This window comes from Paenibacillus sp. JNUCC 35, assembly GCF_058269095.1.
In genome coordinates, this window is the sequence record NZ_CM177771.1 from 6133866 (window position 1) to 6153347 (window position 19482).

General features: G+C 47.9%; 13 protein-coding genes. All 13 read right to left on the reverse strand.

Annotation, left to right across the window (positions count from 1 at the left end; genetic code table 11):
* Positions 1 to 22: 22 nt before the first annotated feature.
* Positions 23 to 286 carry a flagellar biosynthesis anti-sigma factor FlgM gene (flgM, locus tag AC2TF6_RS27770; RefSeq protein ID WP_009677024.1) on the reverse strand — a complete coding sequence of 88 codons (264 nt, stop codon included), beginning with the start codon at positions 284 to 286 and terminating at the stop codon, positions 23 to 25.
* Positions 287 to 430: 144 nt separating this feature from the next.
* Positions 431 to 847 (reverse strand): flagellar protein, encoded by a 417-nt coding sequence (locus AC2TF6_RS27775; RefSeq protein WP_009676992.1) that lies wholly within the window; start codon positions 845 to 847, stop codon positions 431 to 433.
* A gap of 130 nt (positions 848 to 977) precedes the next feature.
* The gene (locus AC2TF6_RS27780) at positions 978 to 1799 is read right to left on the reverse strand and encodes a ComFC family protein (protein ID WP_491309380.1); all 822 of its coding nucleotides are present in this window, start codon (positions 1797 to 1799) and stop codon (positions 978 to 980) included.
* 24 nt (positions 1800 to 1823) lie between these two features.
* A complete protein-coding gene (locus AC2TF6_RS27785) occupies positions 1824 to 3371 on the reverse strand; it encodes a helicase-related protein (protein WP_491309381.1) in 1548 nt (515 codons plus the stop codon).
* Between the two features lie 780 nt (positions 3372 to 4151).
* Positions 4152 to 4544: a hypothetical protein gene (locus tag AC2TF6_RS27790; protein ID WP_491309382.1), complete on the reverse strand. Its 393-nt coding sequence runs from the start codon at positions 4542 to 4544 to the stop codon at positions 4152 to 4154.
* A gap of 50 nt (positions 4545 to 4594) precedes the next feature.
* On the reverse strand, positions 4595 to 5320 hold the full coding sequence (locus AC2TF6_RS27795; protein WP_009677083.1) for a response regulator: 726 nt from the start codon (positions 5318 to 5320) through the stop codon (positions 4595 to 4597).
* Positions 5292 to 6479: a sensor histidine kinase gene (locus AC2TF6_RS27800; protein WP_218231327.1), complete on the reverse strand. Its 1188-nt coding sequence runs from the start codon at positions 6477 to 6479 to the stop codon at positions 5292 to 5294. The genes AC2TF6_RS27795 and AC2TF6_RS27800 overlap by 29 nt, the downstream gene beginning before the upstream one ends.
* Positions 6480 to 6567: 88 nt before the next feature.
* Complete coding sequence (locus tag AC2TF6_RS27805) at positions 6568 to 9186, reverse strand: stalk domain-containing protein (RefSeq protein WP_491309383.1); 2619 nt, start codon at positions 9184 to 9186, stop codon at positions 6568 to 6570.
* Between the two features lie 480 nt (positions 9187 to 9666).
* Complete coding sequence (gene metK / locus AC2TF6_RS27810) at positions 9667 to 10875, reverse strand: methionine adenosyltransferase (RefSeq protein ID WP_491309384.1); 1209 nt, start codon at positions 10873 to 10875, stop codon at positions 9667 to 9669.
* 146 nt (positions 10876 to 11021) lie between these two features.
* Complete coding sequence (locus tag AC2TF6_RS27815) at positions 11022 to 11300, reverse strand: alpha/beta-type small acid-soluble spore protein (RefSeq protein WP_009677087.1); 279 nt, start codon at positions 11298 to 11300, stop codon at positions 11022 to 11024.
* A gap of 226 nt (positions 11301 to 11526) precedes the next feature.
* Complete coding sequence (locus tag AC2TF6_RS27820) at positions 11527 to 12096, reverse strand: hypothetical protein (RefSeq protein WP_491309385.1); 570 nt, start codon at positions 12094 to 12096, stop codon at positions 11527 to 11529.
* Between the two features lie 68 nt (positions 12097 to 12164).
* A complete protein-coding gene (locus tag AC2TF6_RS27825) occupies positions 12165 to 15179 on the reverse strand; it encodes an S-layer homology domain-containing protein (RefSeq protein ID WP_491309386.1) in 3015 nt (1004 codons plus the stop codon).
* Positions 15180 to 15609: 430 nt separating this feature from the next.
* Positions 15610 to 19479, reverse strand: a complete 3870-nt coding sequence (locus tag AC2TF6_RS27830) for an S-layer homology domain-containing protein (protein WP_491309387.1) — start codon at positions 19477 to 19479, stop codon at positions 15610 to 15612.
* Positions 19480 to 19482 lie beyond the last annotated feature (3 nt).

The window sequence follows — 19482 nt, forward strand, 5'->3', positions numbered from 1 at the left end:
TTTTCACCCGTTTCTGCCGGTCTTATTTGAGATACGGAAGGAGCTTCTCGGCGATCTTGCCCGCTTCCACATGGTAGGTTCCCGATTTAACCTGCTGCTTCAATTCTTCTACTCTGCGCATTCTATTCTCATCCCCTGCGGCTCCAAGCAGCTCTTTAGCTTCCGTGGAAATTTGAACCTCGTCTTTGGGACGGTTACGTTTATCAGCGGCAGCCGTCTGAAACTGTTCTTTATGCTTGGCATACGGATTTACATTTCCGATACGATGGCTATCATTAATTTTCATAGTTATTCACCTCTTGTTATCTGATGAAGGATCCTCTACTTTCCAAGGCCGCTTTACGGCTCGATTCTACAAAAAAACCGATAATGGTTATTACTATTATCGGCAGAAGGATATGATCTTTTTAGTTAAATACAGCTTTTCTGATTAGTGCCGGTCTTTTAAGCGGTCCGTAATGCGAAAATGATGAGCGTCTTTTTCCGCGTTTGCGCTGTTTTTGCCCTCATCCATCATCTGATTCACATCCCGTACAAGGCGCTGGCGACAGGAGTCGCACATAGTATGTTCACGAATAGGGTTTCCGCAAACTTCGCAGGGATAGGTCAGATTCGGTGAATCCGCTATCGAAATGCGGCCTTCGCGGATAAAACGGATAATCTGGCGCATAGGGACTTCCGTCTCTTCATGCAGCTCCTGGAGATCGCATTTACGATTCTGCCGCAGGTAGTCCGCACATGCAACATACTGAGCCTCAATGTCTTTTACGCAGGCCGGGCAAGTTTCGGCAAATCCTTTCACAAAAAGCTTTCCGCAGCGCGGACAATTTTGAACGTTCATGCTCATTATGATCACCTTATCAAACTTCAAGTATAGTATACGACTAGTGTAACGTATTGGACTTGCGTTGAGAAGGGGCCTTCTGAAAGAGTTGGAAATATGTTTATTTCTCTCCATATCGTGCACCTTGGCAGAATTAGCGCGCCCACATCAGCCCGTAAACCTCTACCGGTAAAGATTGCGTTATAGTCTGGGCACATTGGTTTAGAGTACTCCCTGTTGTGTAGACATCGTCAAGCAGGAGGACGCGAACCGGCCAACCTTGACCCGCAAACCCCTCCTGCAGCCGTACAATCGATCCTGCGGCTTCCTCAAGAAGCATGAAAGCTCCCTGCAGATCGTTGAGCCGCTCCCCCCTTGACTTAAAACTCTGCTTAGCCGTATGCCTTGTCCGCTCAAGCAGAGGCATCACTGGCAGCGAGAGCCGTCTTCCCAGCTCTACGGCCATGGCCTCGGCCTGATTAAAGCCTCTTTCCGCCAAACGGCTGGCATTCATGGGTACGTAACTGATGCAGTGAAAGCCGGAACCTTCGTGCCCCGCCGCCGGCAGTTCTTTGACCAATTGATGATAGGCATGTACCAGCATTCCGGAGAAAAGAGGAAGCAGGCGCTCATTGCCCCTGTACTTGTAGGAGGCCAGCCATTCTTTCATCAGGGAGTCATAGCGGACTGCACTTCGGCTGTACCGGAAAAAACACGTCGTTCGTCGGATACAGTCCGGACAATCATCCGGACGGCCGCAAACCGGACAACGTACAGCCATTATCCAAGGAATGGCGTTAAAACAGGTCATGCAAAGTCCGAGACTCTCTTTGGCGGAGCTTCTGCGCCCGCCGCAGCAAACACAATTAGCCGTTTCTCTATCGCGTGCGTTTATCTCGGCTTCAGGAAACTGGAACCAACGTTTCACCTTGCTCCACCATACCGCAGGCGGCTTGGGGTTGGACAGACCGATCATTCGTTTATCCTTCCTTTCACTAACTTAATTCAACAAATAACCTCTTCTCCGTGCTGTCCGGTTCATTTTTTTGATTTGCCGGATTGCCCCTGTTTGCGAGACGGTATTTTCCAATCCTGCAAAAAAAACAAGTCCTCGGGGGTCATCCTTCGATCTTCCCGCACGTCCTGCCATTTGAACCAAAGCCGCTTCGTTGAACAAACTGGAATCCGCGTCGAGAATGAATACGTCCGTTTTAGGCACGGTCACGCCACGCTCCAAAATCGTTGTGGTGACCAGGATGTCCGTAACCTTGCCGCGGAAGTCGGTTACCTTCACCGACCTTTCGTGGTCTTTGGACGATGTGCCGGCGATAACCTTGTCCGGCCAAAGGCCTTGAAGCAGCCCGACAAGAGGGTCCACCAGCTTGATCTCCGGCACGAACACGAACAGCTGCGCACCGCGTTCGAGCGAGCCTTCCAGACGCGCACGCAGCGTCTGGGGCAGGGCACCGCTGCGGAGGATACGCCGCAGCGGTGGCACCGGCACCCGCTTGGGCACAGGCAGCGGATGCCGGTGAAAGCGCACGGGCACGGTGACGTGAGGCAGGCGTCCGGACGCCGCCTCGCGCTGCAGTGCCCGCGGGGGCGTCGCCGAGAGGAGGACGTAGCGTCCTCCCGGCGCGAGAGCTTTGCGCGCGGCGAATTCCAGCGCCGCGCTGTTCAGGTACGGGAAAGCGTCGATCTCGTCGATAATCACGGCATCAAAAGCATGCGTGAAGCGCATAAGCTGATGCGTGGTTGCGATCGTGATATCGCCGCTTTCCCAAGTCTGGCTACCGCCGCCGTACAGCGTCACGATGCTGCGGCCCTCAAATGCGCGCATCAGGCGCGGCTGCAGCTCGAGTACGACGTCCCGGCGCGGCGTGGCAATCGCGATCTTGCGGCCGTGCGCAAGTTCGTATTGGAGGAGCGGGAAGATCATTTCGGTCTTTCCCGCTCCCGTGACCGCCCAGATCAGGAAGCTGGGCGCTGTTTTGCCGCCTTTCTCTCCCGCATCCGGGTCTCCGTCGCTTCGCGGCAGCCCCACTTTTTCTGCTGCATCTTTGCTGCCGGGCGATGTGCTGCTTAAAAACGCAAGCGCCTCCTTCGAAGCTGCTGTTTGAGCCGGACTCAGACCCCAAGGGGTTAAATAAACCTCCAAAGTAGGATCGAATGCAGATTCCCTTGTACTAATTTTAGGATAACGGTTCCCCCTTGGGCTTTCTTTTACATCTCCAGGCCACCGGTAAACATTCTCCTCGCCCTTGTCGCTTCCCTTAACTCCTTCAATGAGCAAAGTACAGGAGCGCACTCGCCCCATAGTCAGACATTCTTCACAGTAGGCGCAATCCGTTCCGCAATGATAACAGGGAGTAAAATGAAGTTTGCCGCTTCCGCATCTTCTGCAGCTATAGGTGGTCTGCCGCCGCCAAAAGGCCGGAAACCTTCTCATCTGGTTGCTCTGTAATCCATTGGTTAAGGTGATATCCCCGTTTAAATAAGCCAATTGGATGTAAGCTTTCCAAACTCCATTTTCCAACAGCTCTGCCATTCCAGAAGCCTCCAGCAACCGGATGACTTCTTCACTCAAAAGACTTCTGCCGTTTAGTGCTTCTATAAGCCGATCATATGTGGGGAAATTATGAGGAAACGCAGATGGGCCGTAAGTAAGCCAGCTGTCATAGTCTATCGAACGGGAAGTAAGAGATTGAATGATTTCTGAAGGAACCGGAGGGGGGGACGTACGCATTAATTCTTCTGGGAGGAGCGTGCTTTTTCTACCGTCAGGCGGCGGAGAATGGTTTAAAGCTGCGGTTGAATCGGTTAGGGTTGCTGCTTGTAAGTAGTCATTTAAAGACTCTGGTGAAGAAGATGTAGGATGAATTACATTAGGGGGGGTGAAGAGATCAGACTTGGTTTCGGGGGTACTTCTTTTACCTGTAGAATGAGAGTGGGGGATTAAAAAATCGGTTTTCAGCCAATCAGGGTCTTCTCTTGACGAAGAGGGTGTATAAACAGACGAATGAATTTCGGGGAAAACATGGGGGAATCTTTTCTTGCAAGAGGGAGAGCTCAACACATCAATCAGAGCCAGAGCTTGTCCAACTGAGACAGGAGGCTCCAGCAGCACAATCCGGACGGAACGTCCGAGCCGCTCGAACCAGTACGTGAAGTCGACGGCCATTGCAAGGGAAATGTGCCATTGCCAACCATTATCGTCGGCAGCAGCGTAAACCTGAACTTTCATGCCTCACCTACTTCAACGCTTATTCGGTTGTAAACGATTACGTAAACCACAGACGGCAAAGAGCCAATGAAGAATCCTAGGTGCTTACTCAAACAACGGAAGCTTAACCAGCTGTTTCTGGTTGCTCACATGCATAACCACCAGGTTATCCCGTTCGGATGATGAAGCCCATTCTTCCCAGGAAGATTCGGGCAAAACCGTTCTGATCTTAATCTCGTAGGAACGTGAAAGCTTCTCGGCAATCCGCAGCGTATCGTCCGTAGAACCTTCGTCAATTACGGAGACGGACAGAGATTTTCCGCTGAACCTCGCCAGAAAAAACAAAGAACGGATATACCACTCGATATGCAATTGGTTATCCTTGGTCACTAAAATCAGGTGGTACGAACGTACCTCTTCATTGGGGCGTTTTAACGCATGGAGCATACATACACAGAAGATGTAGCTCCCTACAAATAACATCAATCCGGTCCACATGACGGCTCCCTCCCTTAGCATACTATATGCCTTGGCGGGAGGGTTGGTTCCTAGAGAGTCACCCAGCCGTTTTTGATGGCGATAATAACGGCCTGTGTACGGTCGTCTACTTCCATCTTTTGCAGAATGCTGCTCACATGGTTTTTTACAGTCTTCTCGCTGATATAAAGGAATTCTCCGATCAGCTTGTTGCTTTTGCCTTCAGCCATCAAACGCAAAACTTCCGCTTCACGCTTGGTCAGCGGGCTTGTCGGAACATGAATATATTTTAGTCCGGATTCTTGAACGCCGTTGCCGGAACCCATAACACCGTTATCATCCAGATATGTCATACGACGGAGCTGGTTGATCAATTTACCGGTGACTTTCGGGTGAATATAGGCATGCCCGGCTACAACGGAGCGAATCGCATTGATCAGCGCCTCCGCCTCCATATCCTTCAGCAGATATCCGGAAGCACCTTTGCGAAGCGTCTCAAACACATAACTTTCATCATCGTGAATCGAAAGGATGATCACCTTAACGTCGGGAAAAATAAGCTTTAGCCGCTCAGTAGCGACAACGCCGTTTTCCAGTGGCATGTTAATATCCATCAGGACTACATCCGGCTGCATTTCGTTGCAGAGCTCGATAACCTGAATACCGTCGCCGCACTCCCCGATGACTTCCATATCGTCTTCCATATTAATGATTCGTTTGAGGCCTTCGCGAAACAGCTGATGATCGTCCGCAAGAATGAGTCTTACGTTACGCTTGGGACTCCCCTGGTTGTCCATTACCAATTTCCTCCTTGTTCTCTGCGCGAATGGGAATCAACATCGTAATCTTCGTTCCCACGTCCTTTTCTGAGTAGATGGCCATGTCCCCTTCGAGTAGCTTCAACCGTTCCCGCATCCCGATGATGCCAAAATTGTTGCCCTTGGCAATCTTATGCTCCGTCAAGTCCACATTGAAACCGATTCCGTTGTCATTAATGGAGATACTCACCAGATCCTCTTGGAAAGACAGCTCAAGTGTAACGAACGTTGCGTGGGCATGCTTGAGAATATTGGAGAAGGTTTCCTGAATCAGGCGGAAAATAGCGACCTCCATCCCGGATGGAAGTCTTGTTTCTTTGCCCGAAATTTCAAGCTTCGTATGTACCTGGGTCTTATCTTCAAAATCCTGTACGAATTTACGTACGGTCGGAATCAAGCCAAGATCGTCCAGCGCCATCGGCCTGAGATTGAAGATCATTTTGCGAACTTCCTCCAGCCCGCACCGCAGCTGGGACTTAAGATCTATGAGTTCTTCCTTTGCCGCCGTATATTCCTGTTTGGTCACCATGCGCTCCGCGATTTCCGTGCGAAGTACGACGTTCGCCATGGTCTGCGCTACCCCGTCATGAATCTCACGGGCCATGCGCTTGCGCTCGTCTTCCTGGGCCAAAATTATTTTCAGCCCGAGCAGTTGGCGGTTTTTGGCCGACTCCAGAATGCGGGTGACCTGATTAAGATCACCCGATAAATATTCGAGAACGACATTCATCTGGGAGACGATCATTTCCGCCCGCTCGAGCTGTTTGTCTACATTTTTGATTCTTTGTTGGATGTCGTTGCGTCTTTCTTTCAGGTGATTCTCTTTTTCTCTGGATACCGTAAGCTGCAGTTGGAGCGATATAGCCGCCTCGTAGGCGGTTTTGATGTCATTTTCCCGGTATCTGGCAAAATCACGGCTTACTTCCGTAAGACGGATACGCGCACGTTTGTAGCCACGTTCCAGGTTGTCCACCAGCTCGATCGTCTGGGTAACTTCATCCTTAACTTGACTTAATTCCCTAAGAAGCGACTCTCGTTCGCCCCGGGCGCTTTCGCAAATTTCGAATACCTGGTACTTGCTGCTCTCCATGACTTCGATGGCGTTCTTGATGACACGGTCTAATGCATCCACCTGCAAATCGCTCCAAACCCCTTTTCAAAACAAATTGGTCTGCCTTCTATAGTACCATACTTTGTGCTGTTTGAGAGTAAACTAATAGAACTATTTATTGCAGGTTAACGATCTGTTCGGCCTGATTCCACGTGACTTTCCAGCCTAAAGTTTCAGTCAGCAGACGCAGCGGAACCATCGTTAAATTGTTCATGATACGCGGCGGAACTTCGGCGGTAACCCGCTTGCCGTTCGTGATTAAATCGAGCTCATTGTTCCACATATCGACGATGTTCCCGTCTTTTACAACCGTTGCCCGGAGTGCTTCCTGATCCCACAGCACTTTCGCTCCTAGAGCTTCTGAAACAAAGCGTGTCGGAACGAGCGTGTTTCCGCGATCGTTAATCGGAGCTTGCTCCAACCAGTACGATTTTCCATTGACGGTTGCCATCTGATTGCCGATTTGCAGGGTTACTTTGTTCAGGCTGCCGGACGGTGTATCATAATTCGGATAGCTGAATGAGATGTCGTCAAGCTCGATCTTGCCTTGCAGCGCACGCTCGTCCTGACCTTGCTCCGGATTAACCACATAGATGCTGCGCAAAGTCAGCGGGTATTTCAGGTTAAGGCCGGACAAGTTGGCCGAGATGGACTTCCAGCCCTGCCAGTTGATGTTCTTGGCGAGCTCAACCAGTTCTTTTTTACCATCCGCATCGATCACTTCGGCGCGGAGCCAGTTCTGGCTTTCGTCACCTTTTACCTTGAGGTTGATCGTTTGCGGGTAGCCGTACAACTGCGCGCCGGTATTGTTGAAGACCGCGTAAGACGCCTTGTTGCCGCTGCCTTTGGTAAAATCGTAAGCGAGCTGCAGGCTGTTGTTGCCGGACTCGTTCTTCACGATGCTCAGCTTCGTACTGACTTCAGCCGGGAAACTTTCCGAAGTGGTCAGAATCGATTTGTCATCGAGGTTGTACCACATAGACTCATTGCCGAGCGGGATGTTCAGCATACTGCTGTACCCATCGTACCGGGCGATAACTTGGGCATTCTTGCTGCCCTCCAGGCTGTCTACTTTCAGGACGCCGTTCTTGACTTCGCCCTTCACACCGAGCACTTCCCACTCAAGCGACGCCGGGGAAATTTCCTTGGTTTTGCCGCTCTTGGTCGTCGCGGTTACGCTCAAATTGTAGCTTCCGCCCGCAACAAGCCCTTGTCCGCTTGCTTTCGAAACCTTCATAGAGCTGATATCCGCACGGCGTATTACTTTTACGTCCAGGTTCGACGACCCTGCACCGGTTGTTGCCGTAATTTTACCGCTTCCGAAGCTAGTAGGAATGAAGGCATTTCCGTCGAATTTCCCAAGATTGTTGGAAACGCTCCAGGTCGGCTGAACGCTGTCCGAAACAATCGGGTTGTAATATTCGTCATAACCACTGAAGGTGAACGTCGCTTTCTCGTTCAGGAACAGTTCTGTGTCGCCTTTCATAGTGAAACCCTTCGGCTGGCCTTTCGGTGCCGTTGAGAAGACTCCCAGGGCATTCACGACAGCCCTCTGCGTGCCATATTCCGTTACATGGGCCAGTTGGATATTGTTCGTGCCAAGAGGACGTTCGACCATTTGCGTGGAACCGCCGCCGTCCAGATTCATCGCTTTGTAAGCACCGATCTGAATCAGAAAACGCTGGAATTCCTGCAGGCTCATTCCTGCACTGTTGTCGTTCTTATCGGCTGTAACCAGATAGGCTTTCTTCATATCTTGGGAGTATCCTACGCCGGTACGGGAACGGTAACCACCCAGGGAAGAGACATCACGGGAGAAGGAAGTGGCTTTAGCTCCGTCTACGAGAATGGAGTGGCCCCCGATCATTGTTTTAAAAGCATCGTTCGCATAGGCCGTTCCCGTACGCTGGTTAATAAACGCGTAGTCCGCCGTAAGAGGGTCTCCGACTTTTAAATGTTCTTTGACGAATTGAGCAGATTTGCCCGCGGCTCTTAAAATGTATCCGTTCTTAGGCGGCTCGACTTTAATAACCGTATCCGGTGCGATTTGTTTGATAACCCCGTCTTGTACCAAGACCTCGGTCGGCACGGATTTTCCGTCATTGGAACGGTCCACCTGTCCCCAAGCATCGGTATACATGAACAACCCGTCCGTATGGCTGTGAGTGCCGTCATCATACCAATAGTACGTTTTGTTGATGCCTCCGAGTTCGAAAGAAGTGCCGTCCTTGGCTTTTACCGCACCTTGGAAAGCAAACAGGTCAATCACCGGCTTGTTGTCTTTTGTTATCCCAAAAGCGTAAAGACCGGACATTTTATTGGATGGGGTCGACATGATTTGACCGTTGGTGATTTGCGGGCCCAAGGGCACGCCCTCCGCTTGCGTATTAAAAAAATCGCCGTTAACCGCCGCGACTGCGCCGGCTGCTTTGGCCATCGTAGCCACCGTCTGCTTGTCGGTAAACTGATTATTTTTCCCCGCGATAACATCCAGTTTTACATATGGATTCGTCAAATCTACCTCTACTACGTTGGCAGTCGCCGAGACCTTTTTATTGTTTCTGGTAAAGTTCCAAACATACTTCTTCATAACGGCACCCGAAGTTAAAATGCTCTCCGACTTCAAAGTAACCGTAGGATCAGCGGCAAATGTGGGAACAGGCAGGGATACGACTACCTGAAAAGCAACGACGAATGCGAGTGTCGATCTCCACAGCTTGTTGGTAAACCTCATTCTTCTTTCACTTTCCTCTCTCCTGAATAGGTAAAATCAACTTGGATACACAATAGTATAGACTCTTAAACTAGCTAAAAAGTTACGAAATTTATGTGATTTTTCCTAGAGTAATTGTGAAAAGAGAGCAAAAGGCTCGGAATTTGGTCCAAACTGGAATAATCGGGTCTAAAATCGGTCTTTATATGCCTTTTTGAGGGTATGAGAAGGTTAGCTGCGCTTAAGGAGGTAGTAATTCAGCGGCTATTAAGGAGAGCAAGGTCGTTGTTCTGTGGCGATTATTTTCACAAATTCTGTTCAACATATTTGCCGCTGTTCCCCGAATATCGCTATCTTCTTGTTTCTAGCTATATAGCCGCTTAAATCTAAACCATTCTTCCGCAAATATTTAGCGAACAAAAAAACACGACCCGATCCCTTAGGATCAAGCCGTGTTCTTCACGTCTTGTCAGACAATTGTTGAAAAGTAAAACCTCAGTTCTACAGAGCTTCCGCTTTGAGCAGTTCAGCTTTGTCTGTACGTTCCCAAGGAACATCCAGATCGTTACGGCCAAAATGACCGTAAGCAGCCGTTTGCTTGTAGATTGGACGACGCAGGTCGAGCTGCTTAATGATACCGGCAGGACGAAGGTCAAAATGTTTGCGAATCAGCTCAACGAGCTTCTCTTCGCTTACTTTGCCTGTGCCGAACGTATCGATGCTGATGGAAACCGGCTTAGCAACGCCGATGGCGTAAGCAAGCTGTACTTCGCATTTTTCTGCGAGTCCTGCAGCAACGATGTTTTTAGCAACGTAACGAGCCGCGTAAGCGCCGGAACGGTCGACTTTTGTCGGATCCTTACCGGAGAATGCGCCGCCGCCGTGACGAGCGTAACCACCGTAAGTATCTACGATAATTTTACGGCCAGTCAGACCGGCATCCCCTTGAGGTCCGCCGATTACGAAACGGCCCGTCGGGTTGATGAAATAGTTCGTGTTCTCATCCAAGAATTGCTCCGGAACGATTGGCTTGATAACGTGTTCTTTGATGTCTTTTTGGATTTGTTCCAAAGTGACTTCTTCACTGTGCTGTGTAGATACTACGATCGCATCAACACGTACAGGCTTGTCCCCATCGTACTCAATCGTCACTTGAGTTTTACCGTCCGGACGGAGGTACTCCAGGGTGCCGTTCTTGCGGACTTCAGTCAGTCTGCGGGAAAGCTGGTGCGCCATCGAAATCGGCAGCGGCATCAGTTCCGGTGTTTCGTTCGTTGCATATCCGAACATGAGACCTTGGTCGCCTGCACCGATCGCTTCGATTTCAGCGTCGCTCATTTGACCTTCACGGGCTTCGAGAGCCTGGTCTACCCCTTGCGCAATGTCAGGGGATTGTTCGTTCAGGGATGTAAGCACAGCACACGTTTGGTAGTCGAAACCATACTTCGCGCGTGTGTAACCAATATCCTTAATTGTTTTTCTGGCAATGGCTTGAATGTCCACATATTCGGAACGGGACGTGATTTCGCCGATGACCAGAACCAAACCGGTAGCCACAGATACCTCACAAGCTACACGTGCGTTCGGATCGTTCTCCAAAAATGCGTCTAACACCGCATCGGAAATCTGATCGCAAATTTTATCGGGATGACCTTCTGTCACGGACTCGGATGTAAACAAACGTCTGCCGCGTTCTAGTGCCAATGTCATCGACCTCCTACTGGATTTAGTATGTAGAAACAAGTGCGAACTTACACAAAAAATGAACCTTTTCCTCGGTGGAAAAGGTTGCTTCAGGACCTTCTTGAAGTTATGTTACTTCATTTGTCGATGAATGTCAACGAAACAGGTATGAATTATAAAGTGAAAAGAACCTCTTCCGCTTTGCGGATTAACCGGCTAGTGATAGCCCCTCCAACCGCCCCGCTGTCCCGTGAACTGATGTGCCCCCAGTAGTCCTCTTTTATCGAAGTTGCGGGTATAGAACCAAGCTCCGATGCAAACTCAGTGCTTAAATCCAAACTTCCTAAAGCTTGTTTCCCAACAGGCAGCCCCATCTCTGCAGCGATTTCGTATTTAAGTAGGTCTAAAGCTTTATGCGACTCCGGTACCACCTTATTGTTGTTCTTCGACATCTTTTTCACACTCCTTCACTGGTTGTGCGATTAGTATCACCTTTCGACTTCATTCGACCCGTATAAGTTGTTGTCAGCTTGGTTAATTTATGGAGGAGTTTGCATTCGTCATAGATCATTTTGGGTGAAATAAAATCATTTACAAAAATAAAAAATGACAAGGACTCCAAAATTGGAATCCATGCCACCATTAATGTTATAAAAATATTCCAGCCTAGAGTCCTCTTTATTGAGGAACCTTAGAACCATCCGCGTTCTGAACCACATATCCGCCACGGACCATCACATACACGTCTGCTGTTTCCTTAAGATCAGGCTTAACTCCGCGGCCGTCTCTCGGGAAAATTAGCAGGTGATTGTTTTGTACCACTGTACCAGCAGCTAAGTCTTTACCAGCCGTTACATCCGGAATGCCATTATCGTCGTTGCTCACAGCCAGTGTCTTACCATTACGAACAATCAGCTCAGAACCTGCATCGGCTAGAATAGTTTGTCCGGCTTTAAGCGTAACAACTTTCATAGCATTGCCTTGACCTGTGGATGGCGTTCCGCCTCCACCGTTGTTCGTTGGCAGCTTTGCGATTTCTTGCGCAATGATTTCTTTAATTTTGCTCTCTGTTAAGCCATTGCTTCCTCCACCAGTACCGACAGACCCGCCAAGCCCTTGAACATATTGTTCCAGATAGCTCTTAGTTACGACTGGATCATCTGCGGAGCCGGGAGTGGGAGCTGCGGCATGAATAGGAGATGCAAGTAATGTTAATATAACCATCCCAAGTCCTACAACCTTCTTCATAAAAGTACCTCCTTTAAGAAAAAAGGAGACCCTATTGGGTCCCCTTTATTTTACTATTGGAAATTTGATTACTTAACTGTGATTACAGCAGAATCGGATTTTCCGTTAGCAATAGCTTGCAGTGTGAAGCTCGAAACAGTTCCATTAACTGTGATTACACCTTTGCTGGAGATTGTTACAGAGCCGCTACCTTGTACATCTGTTGCAGTGTAGATAACACCCAGAAGGTTGTTGTTATTAGCAATTACAGCTTTGCCATACTCAACACCGTAGTTATCAGTCACTTTCAGGTCAAGAAGTTCTTGAGCAGTTTCAGGAGTAGCCTTCACGTAATCTGCTTTGTCATTTTCACCTACAACTTTAGCAACTTGAACGGCTTCGTCTTTAACGTTGATAGAGATAGAAGCAGTTTTTTGCTCGCCTTTAGCAGTGTTGTAACCAACAGCTACTGTAGTGGATCCAACTTTATTACCTAACACGTAAGGTTTACCGTCAGTACCAATCTCTGCTTTTACAATAGAATCATTGTAAGTAGCGATGGAAGTAATTACGCCATCAGGCAATGCTACAAGATCACCAGCGTTGTCTTTTGCAGTGATTTTAACTTTTTTGTGGAGATCACTTTTCAGAACATTTGCTTGATCATCTTTCAGCTTATCAGCAGCTGCATAGAGATCAGATACAGGAGTTACCGTGTAAGAAAGATCTGCTTTATTGTCAATCACTTTAACGTCTTTAGTAATGCTTGCAAGTACGTTACCTTTAGTGTTAACAAGCTCAGCTTTGAATGTTCCAGAAACGTCGTTCTTAGAGTTATCAACGCCAGCTCCAACTACAATATCGAACCCTTTATTGAAGGTTTTAAGTTGATCAGACTGATATTTCTTAGTAGTAGTAATAGCTGTTTGCCCTGCTTTACCGGACTGACCATCTTCCCAAAGTTCAACACCCGCACTACCCGTGAAGGATACTTGAACATACACATCGCTAGTAACAGCCGCTTTATCAAGCTTGGAATCAAATTGATCAAGAACGTTCAGTTCGATATCAGCAGTTGCGCCTGGCAGTGCTTTCTTAGCTGGATCGTTAGTCAGCTTAAGTGTGCTTGCTACACGAGTACCTTTAACGTTATAAGTTTTTGTGTCGAATGAGTTCAGACCTGGGGAAGTCAACACAATGCTTACGCTGATAATGCTCTTGTCAGTTGCAGTCATATCAGTGATGCGCAGTTTACCTTTGTTTTCACCGCTTTGAACAATTTCAATCTTACCGTTCGAAGTCGAAAGGTTCACAGTGTTATCGTTACCTTGGTTTGTTTTCAGGCTGTTAACGATGTCATCAGCACTCAGTTGGTTGCCTTCACTGTCAAATGCAGCTAGATCGATAATTGCTTCGTCGTCACCTGCGGAGATTTCTTTTTTAACATCTCCCAGTTTAACCTTCGTAGCTACTTTCGAAGATTTAACGTTGATTTTAACAGTAGAGAAGGAAGCTTGAGTTTGAACATTCAGTGTATAAGTGCCGGATTTTGCTACGTTATCAAGCAAAGATACCTTAACGGTCAGAATGCCGTCATTTCCGGATTTTACAACTTCAGTTTTCAGGTTTTTCTCATATTCAGAGAAGAAACGAGTAATTGTTTTGTCATAATCTTCGGAATCATCGGCAGCTACCAGGTTACCGTATTGGTCGTAACGAAGCAATTCAACTGTTGCTTGTTGACCTTTGCCGGAAAGAGCATCACCAGTGGAGTATTTCACTGTGCCCAGTTCACTCTTCGTGATGATTGGCTGCGTACCAATTTTAAACGTCTTATTTACGCTAACACGGGAATCGTTCTCAATGATGTTAACGGAAACAATGCCGTAGCCTTGCTTGTAGTTATCACCTGTAGCTGTATCGAGAATCAAACGAAGAGTACCGTCTTCTGCTTTAGTGATTCTTTTCAGTACATCGTTGTTGTTGCCGGCATATACAGTGTACGCACCAGCAGACAGGGAGGCAGCTTCACCGTATTGGTTCGTAGCAGCCAGTTTAATCATTACGTTCTTGCTGTAAGCGATGGTGTCGCTAGGGTTCAAGAACTCGATTTTAGTCAGCTTCTCGTCTTCAGCGGAGAATTCTGCTACGGCTTTGTCAACTGTTTCAGCTGCCAGACCGCTCAGTGTTACGGAGTAAGCACCAGCGCTCAGTTTGCTGTTAGTCAGTGTAAGTACAGCAGATTTCTTATCGTCTGCCCATTTAACGTCAGTTGCTACGGAAGCAGTACCTTTTTTCAGAGCAAGGGATGCTTTAGCAGTATCAACTTCACGGTTAAATTTAACTGTTACAGTTTTAACGCCAGTAGCTTTAGCTTCGGAAACGGAAAGCTTTTTGCTAGCGTTGTTGATTTGTTGTGCTTGGTAAGCGGAAGTTACGAGCAGGTCGCGCGTAGCAGATGCAGTACCGTTGAAAGGTTGGCCAGCTGGAGTTTCGAACAATTTCAGTTCTTGTGCCAGTTGAACATAACCTTTAGCCCAGTCGGAAACTGTTTTATCGGAAACGCCCGGCTTAGCTTTAGCTTCGGACTCTTTACCAAGACCACGGATCAGGAATGTAGCGAGTTCTTCTTTAGTTACATCGCCAGCTGGAACGTATTTGCCTTCTGCTTTACCGTCAGTAATGCCGGCAACACGGAGAGCTTCGATGTAAGGAAGAGCGTAACCGTTAGCAGGGTCGCTGGATTTAACGTCTTCGAAGCTGGAAGTAGTAGCGGAAGATTTCAGTTCGAAAATCAGAGCTGCTACTTTAGCGAATTGGGCGCGGTTCATTTTGTCGTTCAGACCAAAGCGGCCTTCTTCAACACCGTCAAAGATGCCTGCTTGAATCATGGAATCGAACTTGGCTTTTGTAGCCGCGTCCAGATCTTTAAGATCAGAGAAATCATCAGCCTTAGCTGCGAATGCTACGGAAGAAAATACGGACAATGCCATAGCTGTGGAAAGAATTACGGATAAACTTTTTTTCATAACCTTTTTGTCTCCTCCTTGAATATCTTTCGGGTTTTGAGAGTGATTAGGAATTCTAGAGCTCATATTACTCATTGAATGATTCACCCCCTTTCCAGAGTGGTTGAGCCTAAATGTATAACTAATTCATCTGCAGCCTAAAAGACCACATAGAATCTAGTAATGAAACTAATAGATATGTAGACATCTAACACCACTCTAAATATTATACATGGGCGTTATTGCTACGTAAAGAAGAATTTTGAGAAATGATTCCAGAAAACCTTGCGTTTTTGGAGCTCTCTTGCTCTTCCAATGTATTAAACGAGCGATTTCGAAAAAAGTTGCGGCTGCTGCGATTTTTTTTATTTTTTTTTGAAATCTTTTTGTAACTTTTTTATTACCCTTATGTATTATAGCTTGGGATAATTATGGATGTCCAATTTTGAAGACTTTGAAAAGAGTTGCCTCGATTTAAGAGAAGACACGACAGCAATTTGCTGCCGTGTCTTTTCTTTTTATCCGTTTACTTCAGCTTGCCTTGCTGCTTCATGACACGAATCGCAACAATAGCCGCCTCGGCTCTCGTGAAGGTTTCCAGCGGATCGAAACGGACCGTTTCTTTCTTCTGGCCTTCGATAAGAACGTTAGGCTTGCCTTCGATCAATTTAGCCTTTACAACGGCCTCTACGGCCGGTTGGGCATAATAATCGATCGTATTCGCGTCGGTAAACGTTTTTTGCAGCCCTGCAAGAATCTTTTTGTTGTCGGTACCCAGCTTCAAATCTGCCGCACGGGCAATCATCACGGAAGCATCCTGACGTGTAAGCGAGCTGTCTGGACTAAAGCGGTTGCCCGCAGTACCCCTGACGATACCCGCTCTTGCTGCTGTTTCGATATACTTGTAGTCATACAAACCGTACAGATTTTCAACCTTAAATACGTCAATAAAGGTCGGCGTGCCGCTGTAATTTAAAGGAAGATCGAAAATGCGAACGAGCATGGTAGCGAATTCGCCACGGGAAATCGGTTCGTTCGGGCTGAACGAATAGTTCGTTTTGCTGTTCATGATCCCTTTGGAGAACAAGGTTTCCAGTTCATTTCTTGCCCACGGGTGGCCCGTTACATCATCGAAGCCTTTATCCATGTACATAACTTGATAGTAACCGAATTTCTCAAACGGAACCGTGACCGTGTTGCTCTTCACATCCACAACGCCGCCAAGATTAACCCAACCGCGTCCTGTTAATGTGTTGTACTGCTCATACGTATCAAAGAAGAAGACGGAGATATACTTACCTGCGTCGTCACGGATAGCTTGGTCGAACTTAAGAGTCAGCGTACCGCGTTTGGTAGGAACTACAGTTTGATCAACGGAACGGGTATAGAAGTTGTTTTTAAGATCAAACGGTTCCATCCCTCTTCCCCGGAGAGCGTTTTGCAGATAATCTTCCGTCGATTGTCCGCTTGCTTTCTCGGGAATTGTACCCGAATCGATGTAGAACAATTTGCTCGCTGCGCTAAAGTTATCGCCCTTGCCTTTTCTGGCGAGTAGAGACTTGGCATAGTCGCTGCTGAACGGATTGTTGATCTTGTCTACACGGCCGTCAACGGTATCTGCAATACCGAAGTATACTTTACGATCGGCAGTAATGTACTGATTGTTATCGAAAGTCGGTTTAAAGCGCATAAGTTTGGTGTCTTTATCGAACTTCAGTTTAACGTCACCGTTAAATACGTTGAAGTTGCTGGTCATACCGTCCAGATATTCCGCTCCGACAACCGGCGTATTTGTGTTGTACAGCACGATAGTACCGTTTGTTTTCGAGGTTCCACGGTTGACCGTGAACTTGATCGTGTTTTTGCCCGCCTTGAGATCTCTCACTTCATAAGAGAAACGATCTACATCGAGGCCGTTTTCGTTCAAGGTTTGCTTGCTTGCCGTCTCTTTACCGAAAGTAACGCTGTCCGCTTTCTCGGCATCGATCACAATCGTGTAGAAGTTGCTGTTGATGTTCGCTTGGTACTCATGCTTTTCGTTCTCGATAAGTACCGGCTTTTTCACAACATACGGAAGCGGTTCGCGTGCAATGGTAACCGTCTTGGAAACACTCATGTTAGCTTGGTTCGTAACCGTGAACTGGAACGTCATTTCGCCTTTTTCAGGAAGCTTAATGGCATTCGTTCTGAATTCAACCCCGGAGCTAGGCATACCGGTGAAGAATCCTCCGCTTACGTTCGTACTGGAGCCAGAAACGCTGTTCCACACGTGATAGTCGGCGCGCGGATTGCCGTCTTTATCTTTGGAGTACACGTTCAGGGAAACCGTAACGTTGCCTGCGTTAGTTGTGTTAAAGAATTTTCCGTTCAATTGAACGGTACGTTCATTCGTGGCATACATATCCGGCTTTTGAGCTTTCGGAAACTTGCTCTTGCCAACCGAATCTTCATTCGGTACGAAAAGAACGATTTCCGGCGCCTCGGCCGTGATCAGGTTTACATTATAAATCGCCTTGCTGATCAGGGAGTTGTTTACGTACATAAAGAACTTGATCTGGTTAGCGCCTTCGCTGAACAGTTGGGCAGGCGTAATGCCGTATTTCGTTCCCAGTCTGGCCAGATCAAACTTAAATTGACGGTTGGCGTCAAAGTCGCTCGCTTGAAGCTCGATCATTTTGTCGTTGACATAAAGCTCGACTTTGTTGCCGGCGCCTGTAGGCAGGTAGTTAACCGCTTTACCCGAAAGACAAGCGACATCGGATCCGCAAGTCAGTTGTTTAACGTCACGGAGCGTGATGCCCGTGTTGCCCGGGCTTGCGATTTGATTCGCAATAATATACGGTGCGTTGTTAATTTGAATCGTATATTGACGGCTTCCATTCTCAACTAGTGTGCCAGAAGCATCAACCGGAACAAACTTGAGGTTTTTTTGACCGTCGGTGATGTTTTCCAGTTTGTAGATAAATTCATTATTGGACGGATTGCCAACCTCTGCGAATTCTTTGCCGTCCAGGAAAACTTTGATCTTAGTTGTGTGTCCGTTAGCTTTGATCTTCATTTCTACCGGCAGTTCGTTAACCTCGGTCGTTGCCGACTCACTCAAGGAAGTGTAAATGTTCGTGTTCGTAGCGGCGTCTTTGCCCGTTACCATCGAAACATCGAGAATACCGGCTTCGTTCGGGTTGGTGTAGTTAAAGGTATACGAAGACTCCCCTTGTCCAGCCGAACCTGTTGCATCCTTGAAAATAAATTGAATCGTTTGCGGATTACGCGCCGCTGTCCAATCGGTCAGACCGGCAACGTTCAGATCCAGAACTAGATCATAAGCCGCATATTCATTGGCACGTGTGAACGTGGAGTTTGTAGTAAATTTCTTGACTGCGCCCCCTACAGAGCTGCTTGGCGTGTTCAGGTCAAGGCCTGCGGCCACCTGCTGTCCGTTGATCAGTACGTCAACACGATTCTGACGCAGAGCCCCGGTTGAATCATAGTCAACTTTAAGGCTTGTTTTAAGCGTCAGTTCTTTTACATCGAAGTTAGGCTTGTCCAGCAGAGACTGTGTAGTACCTGCGCTCGTAACGCCCATCTCTACCCCGAATGCAAACGGTTGACCGTTATCGTACACGAACCGTTTTTCCGTCTGGTAGGAGTTCGAATCGTTGCTGGAATCGAAAACAATCCGGTTATCCCCGGCTTTCAAACAAATTTCACCCGTGGAACCGCAGCCTGCGGCGGCATCTCCCCCACGGAAGTAAACCATGCCTTCGGTCCGGTTCAGAATACCGATTTTAGGAACCGTACTTCCGGTTTCATAAGCCTTTACTTCATTCGCGTTGGAAGCTTTAGCTTTAATATCGACAGCTGTAACGCCCAGCTTGATGTTGCCGCGGTCAACCGGATAAATTTTGCCGTCCACCAGACCGGCGTTATTTACCGTAAAATCAGTCAGGTTGGTCGTCGGGGTGTAGTAAATCCAGCCCGGTGCGGAAGACAGCGTGTTGGTGTCCCCCATCTTAACGATAATGCGGTTTAAGCCTTCGGACAGCGTGATGTTCGAGAATGTAATCTCGTTCGCGCCCGTTTGTGTAGGTTTGTGGGATTTCTCCACCGTAACCTGCTTTGTATTCACATTCATGATCTCATAGTAGATCGAGCTGATCTGCGAGTCGCTGATGTTGGAAATGCTCGCCTTCAGAGTGAACGGATTGCGTGTTACGCGTGTAACGTTGTTGTAATCCTGTGGAGCTTCCTTGTCTGTACCGAAGTTTACGGTCTGGTTGTACATGTTTGTGATGGAAATGGTGGAAGCCGCGTAAGCCGTAAGAGGCGGAAGCAGGCTAATCAGCATCGAAAAGAGCACGAGAACGCTGAACCATTTACGGGTATGCTTTTTCAAAAC

What these genes read in the sequence shown, in the direction of transcription:
- AC2TF6_RS27825 (WP_491309386.1), bottom strand. Translation starts at nt 15,179, where the DNA reads ATGAGTAATATGAGCTCTAGAATTCCTAATCACTCTCAAAACCCGAAA.
- flgM (WP_009677024.1), bottom strand. Translation starts at nt 286, where the DNA reads ATGAAAATTAATGATAGCCATCGTATCGGAAATGTAAATCCGTATGCC.
- AC2TF6_RS27775 (WP_009676992.1), bottom strand. Translation starts at nt 847, where the DNA reads ATGAGCATGAACGTTCAAAATTGTCCGCGCTGCGGAAAGCTTTTTGTG.
- AC2TF6_RS27815 (WP_009677087.1), bottom strand. Translation starts at nt 11,300, where the DNA reads ATGTCGAAGAACAACAATAAGGTGGTACCGGAGTCGCATAAAGCTTTA.
- AC2TF6_RS27780 (WP_491309380.1), bottom strand. Translation starts at nt 1,799, where the DNA reads ATGATCGGTCTGTCCAACCCCAAGCCGCCTGCGGTATGGTGGAGCAAG.
- AC2TF6_RS27820 (WP_491309385.1), bottom strand. Translation starts at nt 12,096, where the DNA reads ATGAAGAAGGTTGTAGGACTTGGGATGGTTATATTAACATTACTTGCA.
- AC2TF6_RS27790 (WP_491309382.1), bottom strand. Translation starts at nt 4,544, where the DNA reads ATGTGGACCGGATTGATGTTATTTGTAGGGAGCTACATCTTCTGTGTA.
- metK (WP_491309384.1), bottom strand. Translation starts at nt 10,875, where the DNA reads ATGACATTGGCACTAGAACGCGGCAGACGTTTGTTTACATCCGAGTCC.
- AC2TF6_RS27795 (WP_009677083.1), bottom strand. Translation starts at nt 5,320, where the DNA reads ATGGACAACCAGGGGAGTCCCAAGCGTAACGTAAGACTCATTCTTGCG.
- AC2TF6_RS27805 (WP_491309383.1), bottom strand. Translation starts at nt 9,186, where the DNA reads ATGAGGTTTACCAACAAGCTGTGGAGATCGACACTCGCATTCGTCGTT.
- AC2TF6_RS27785 (WP_491309381.1), bottom strand. Translation starts at nt 3,371, where the DNA reads ATGGCAGAGCTGTTGGAAAATGGAGTTTGGAAAGCTTACATCCAATTG.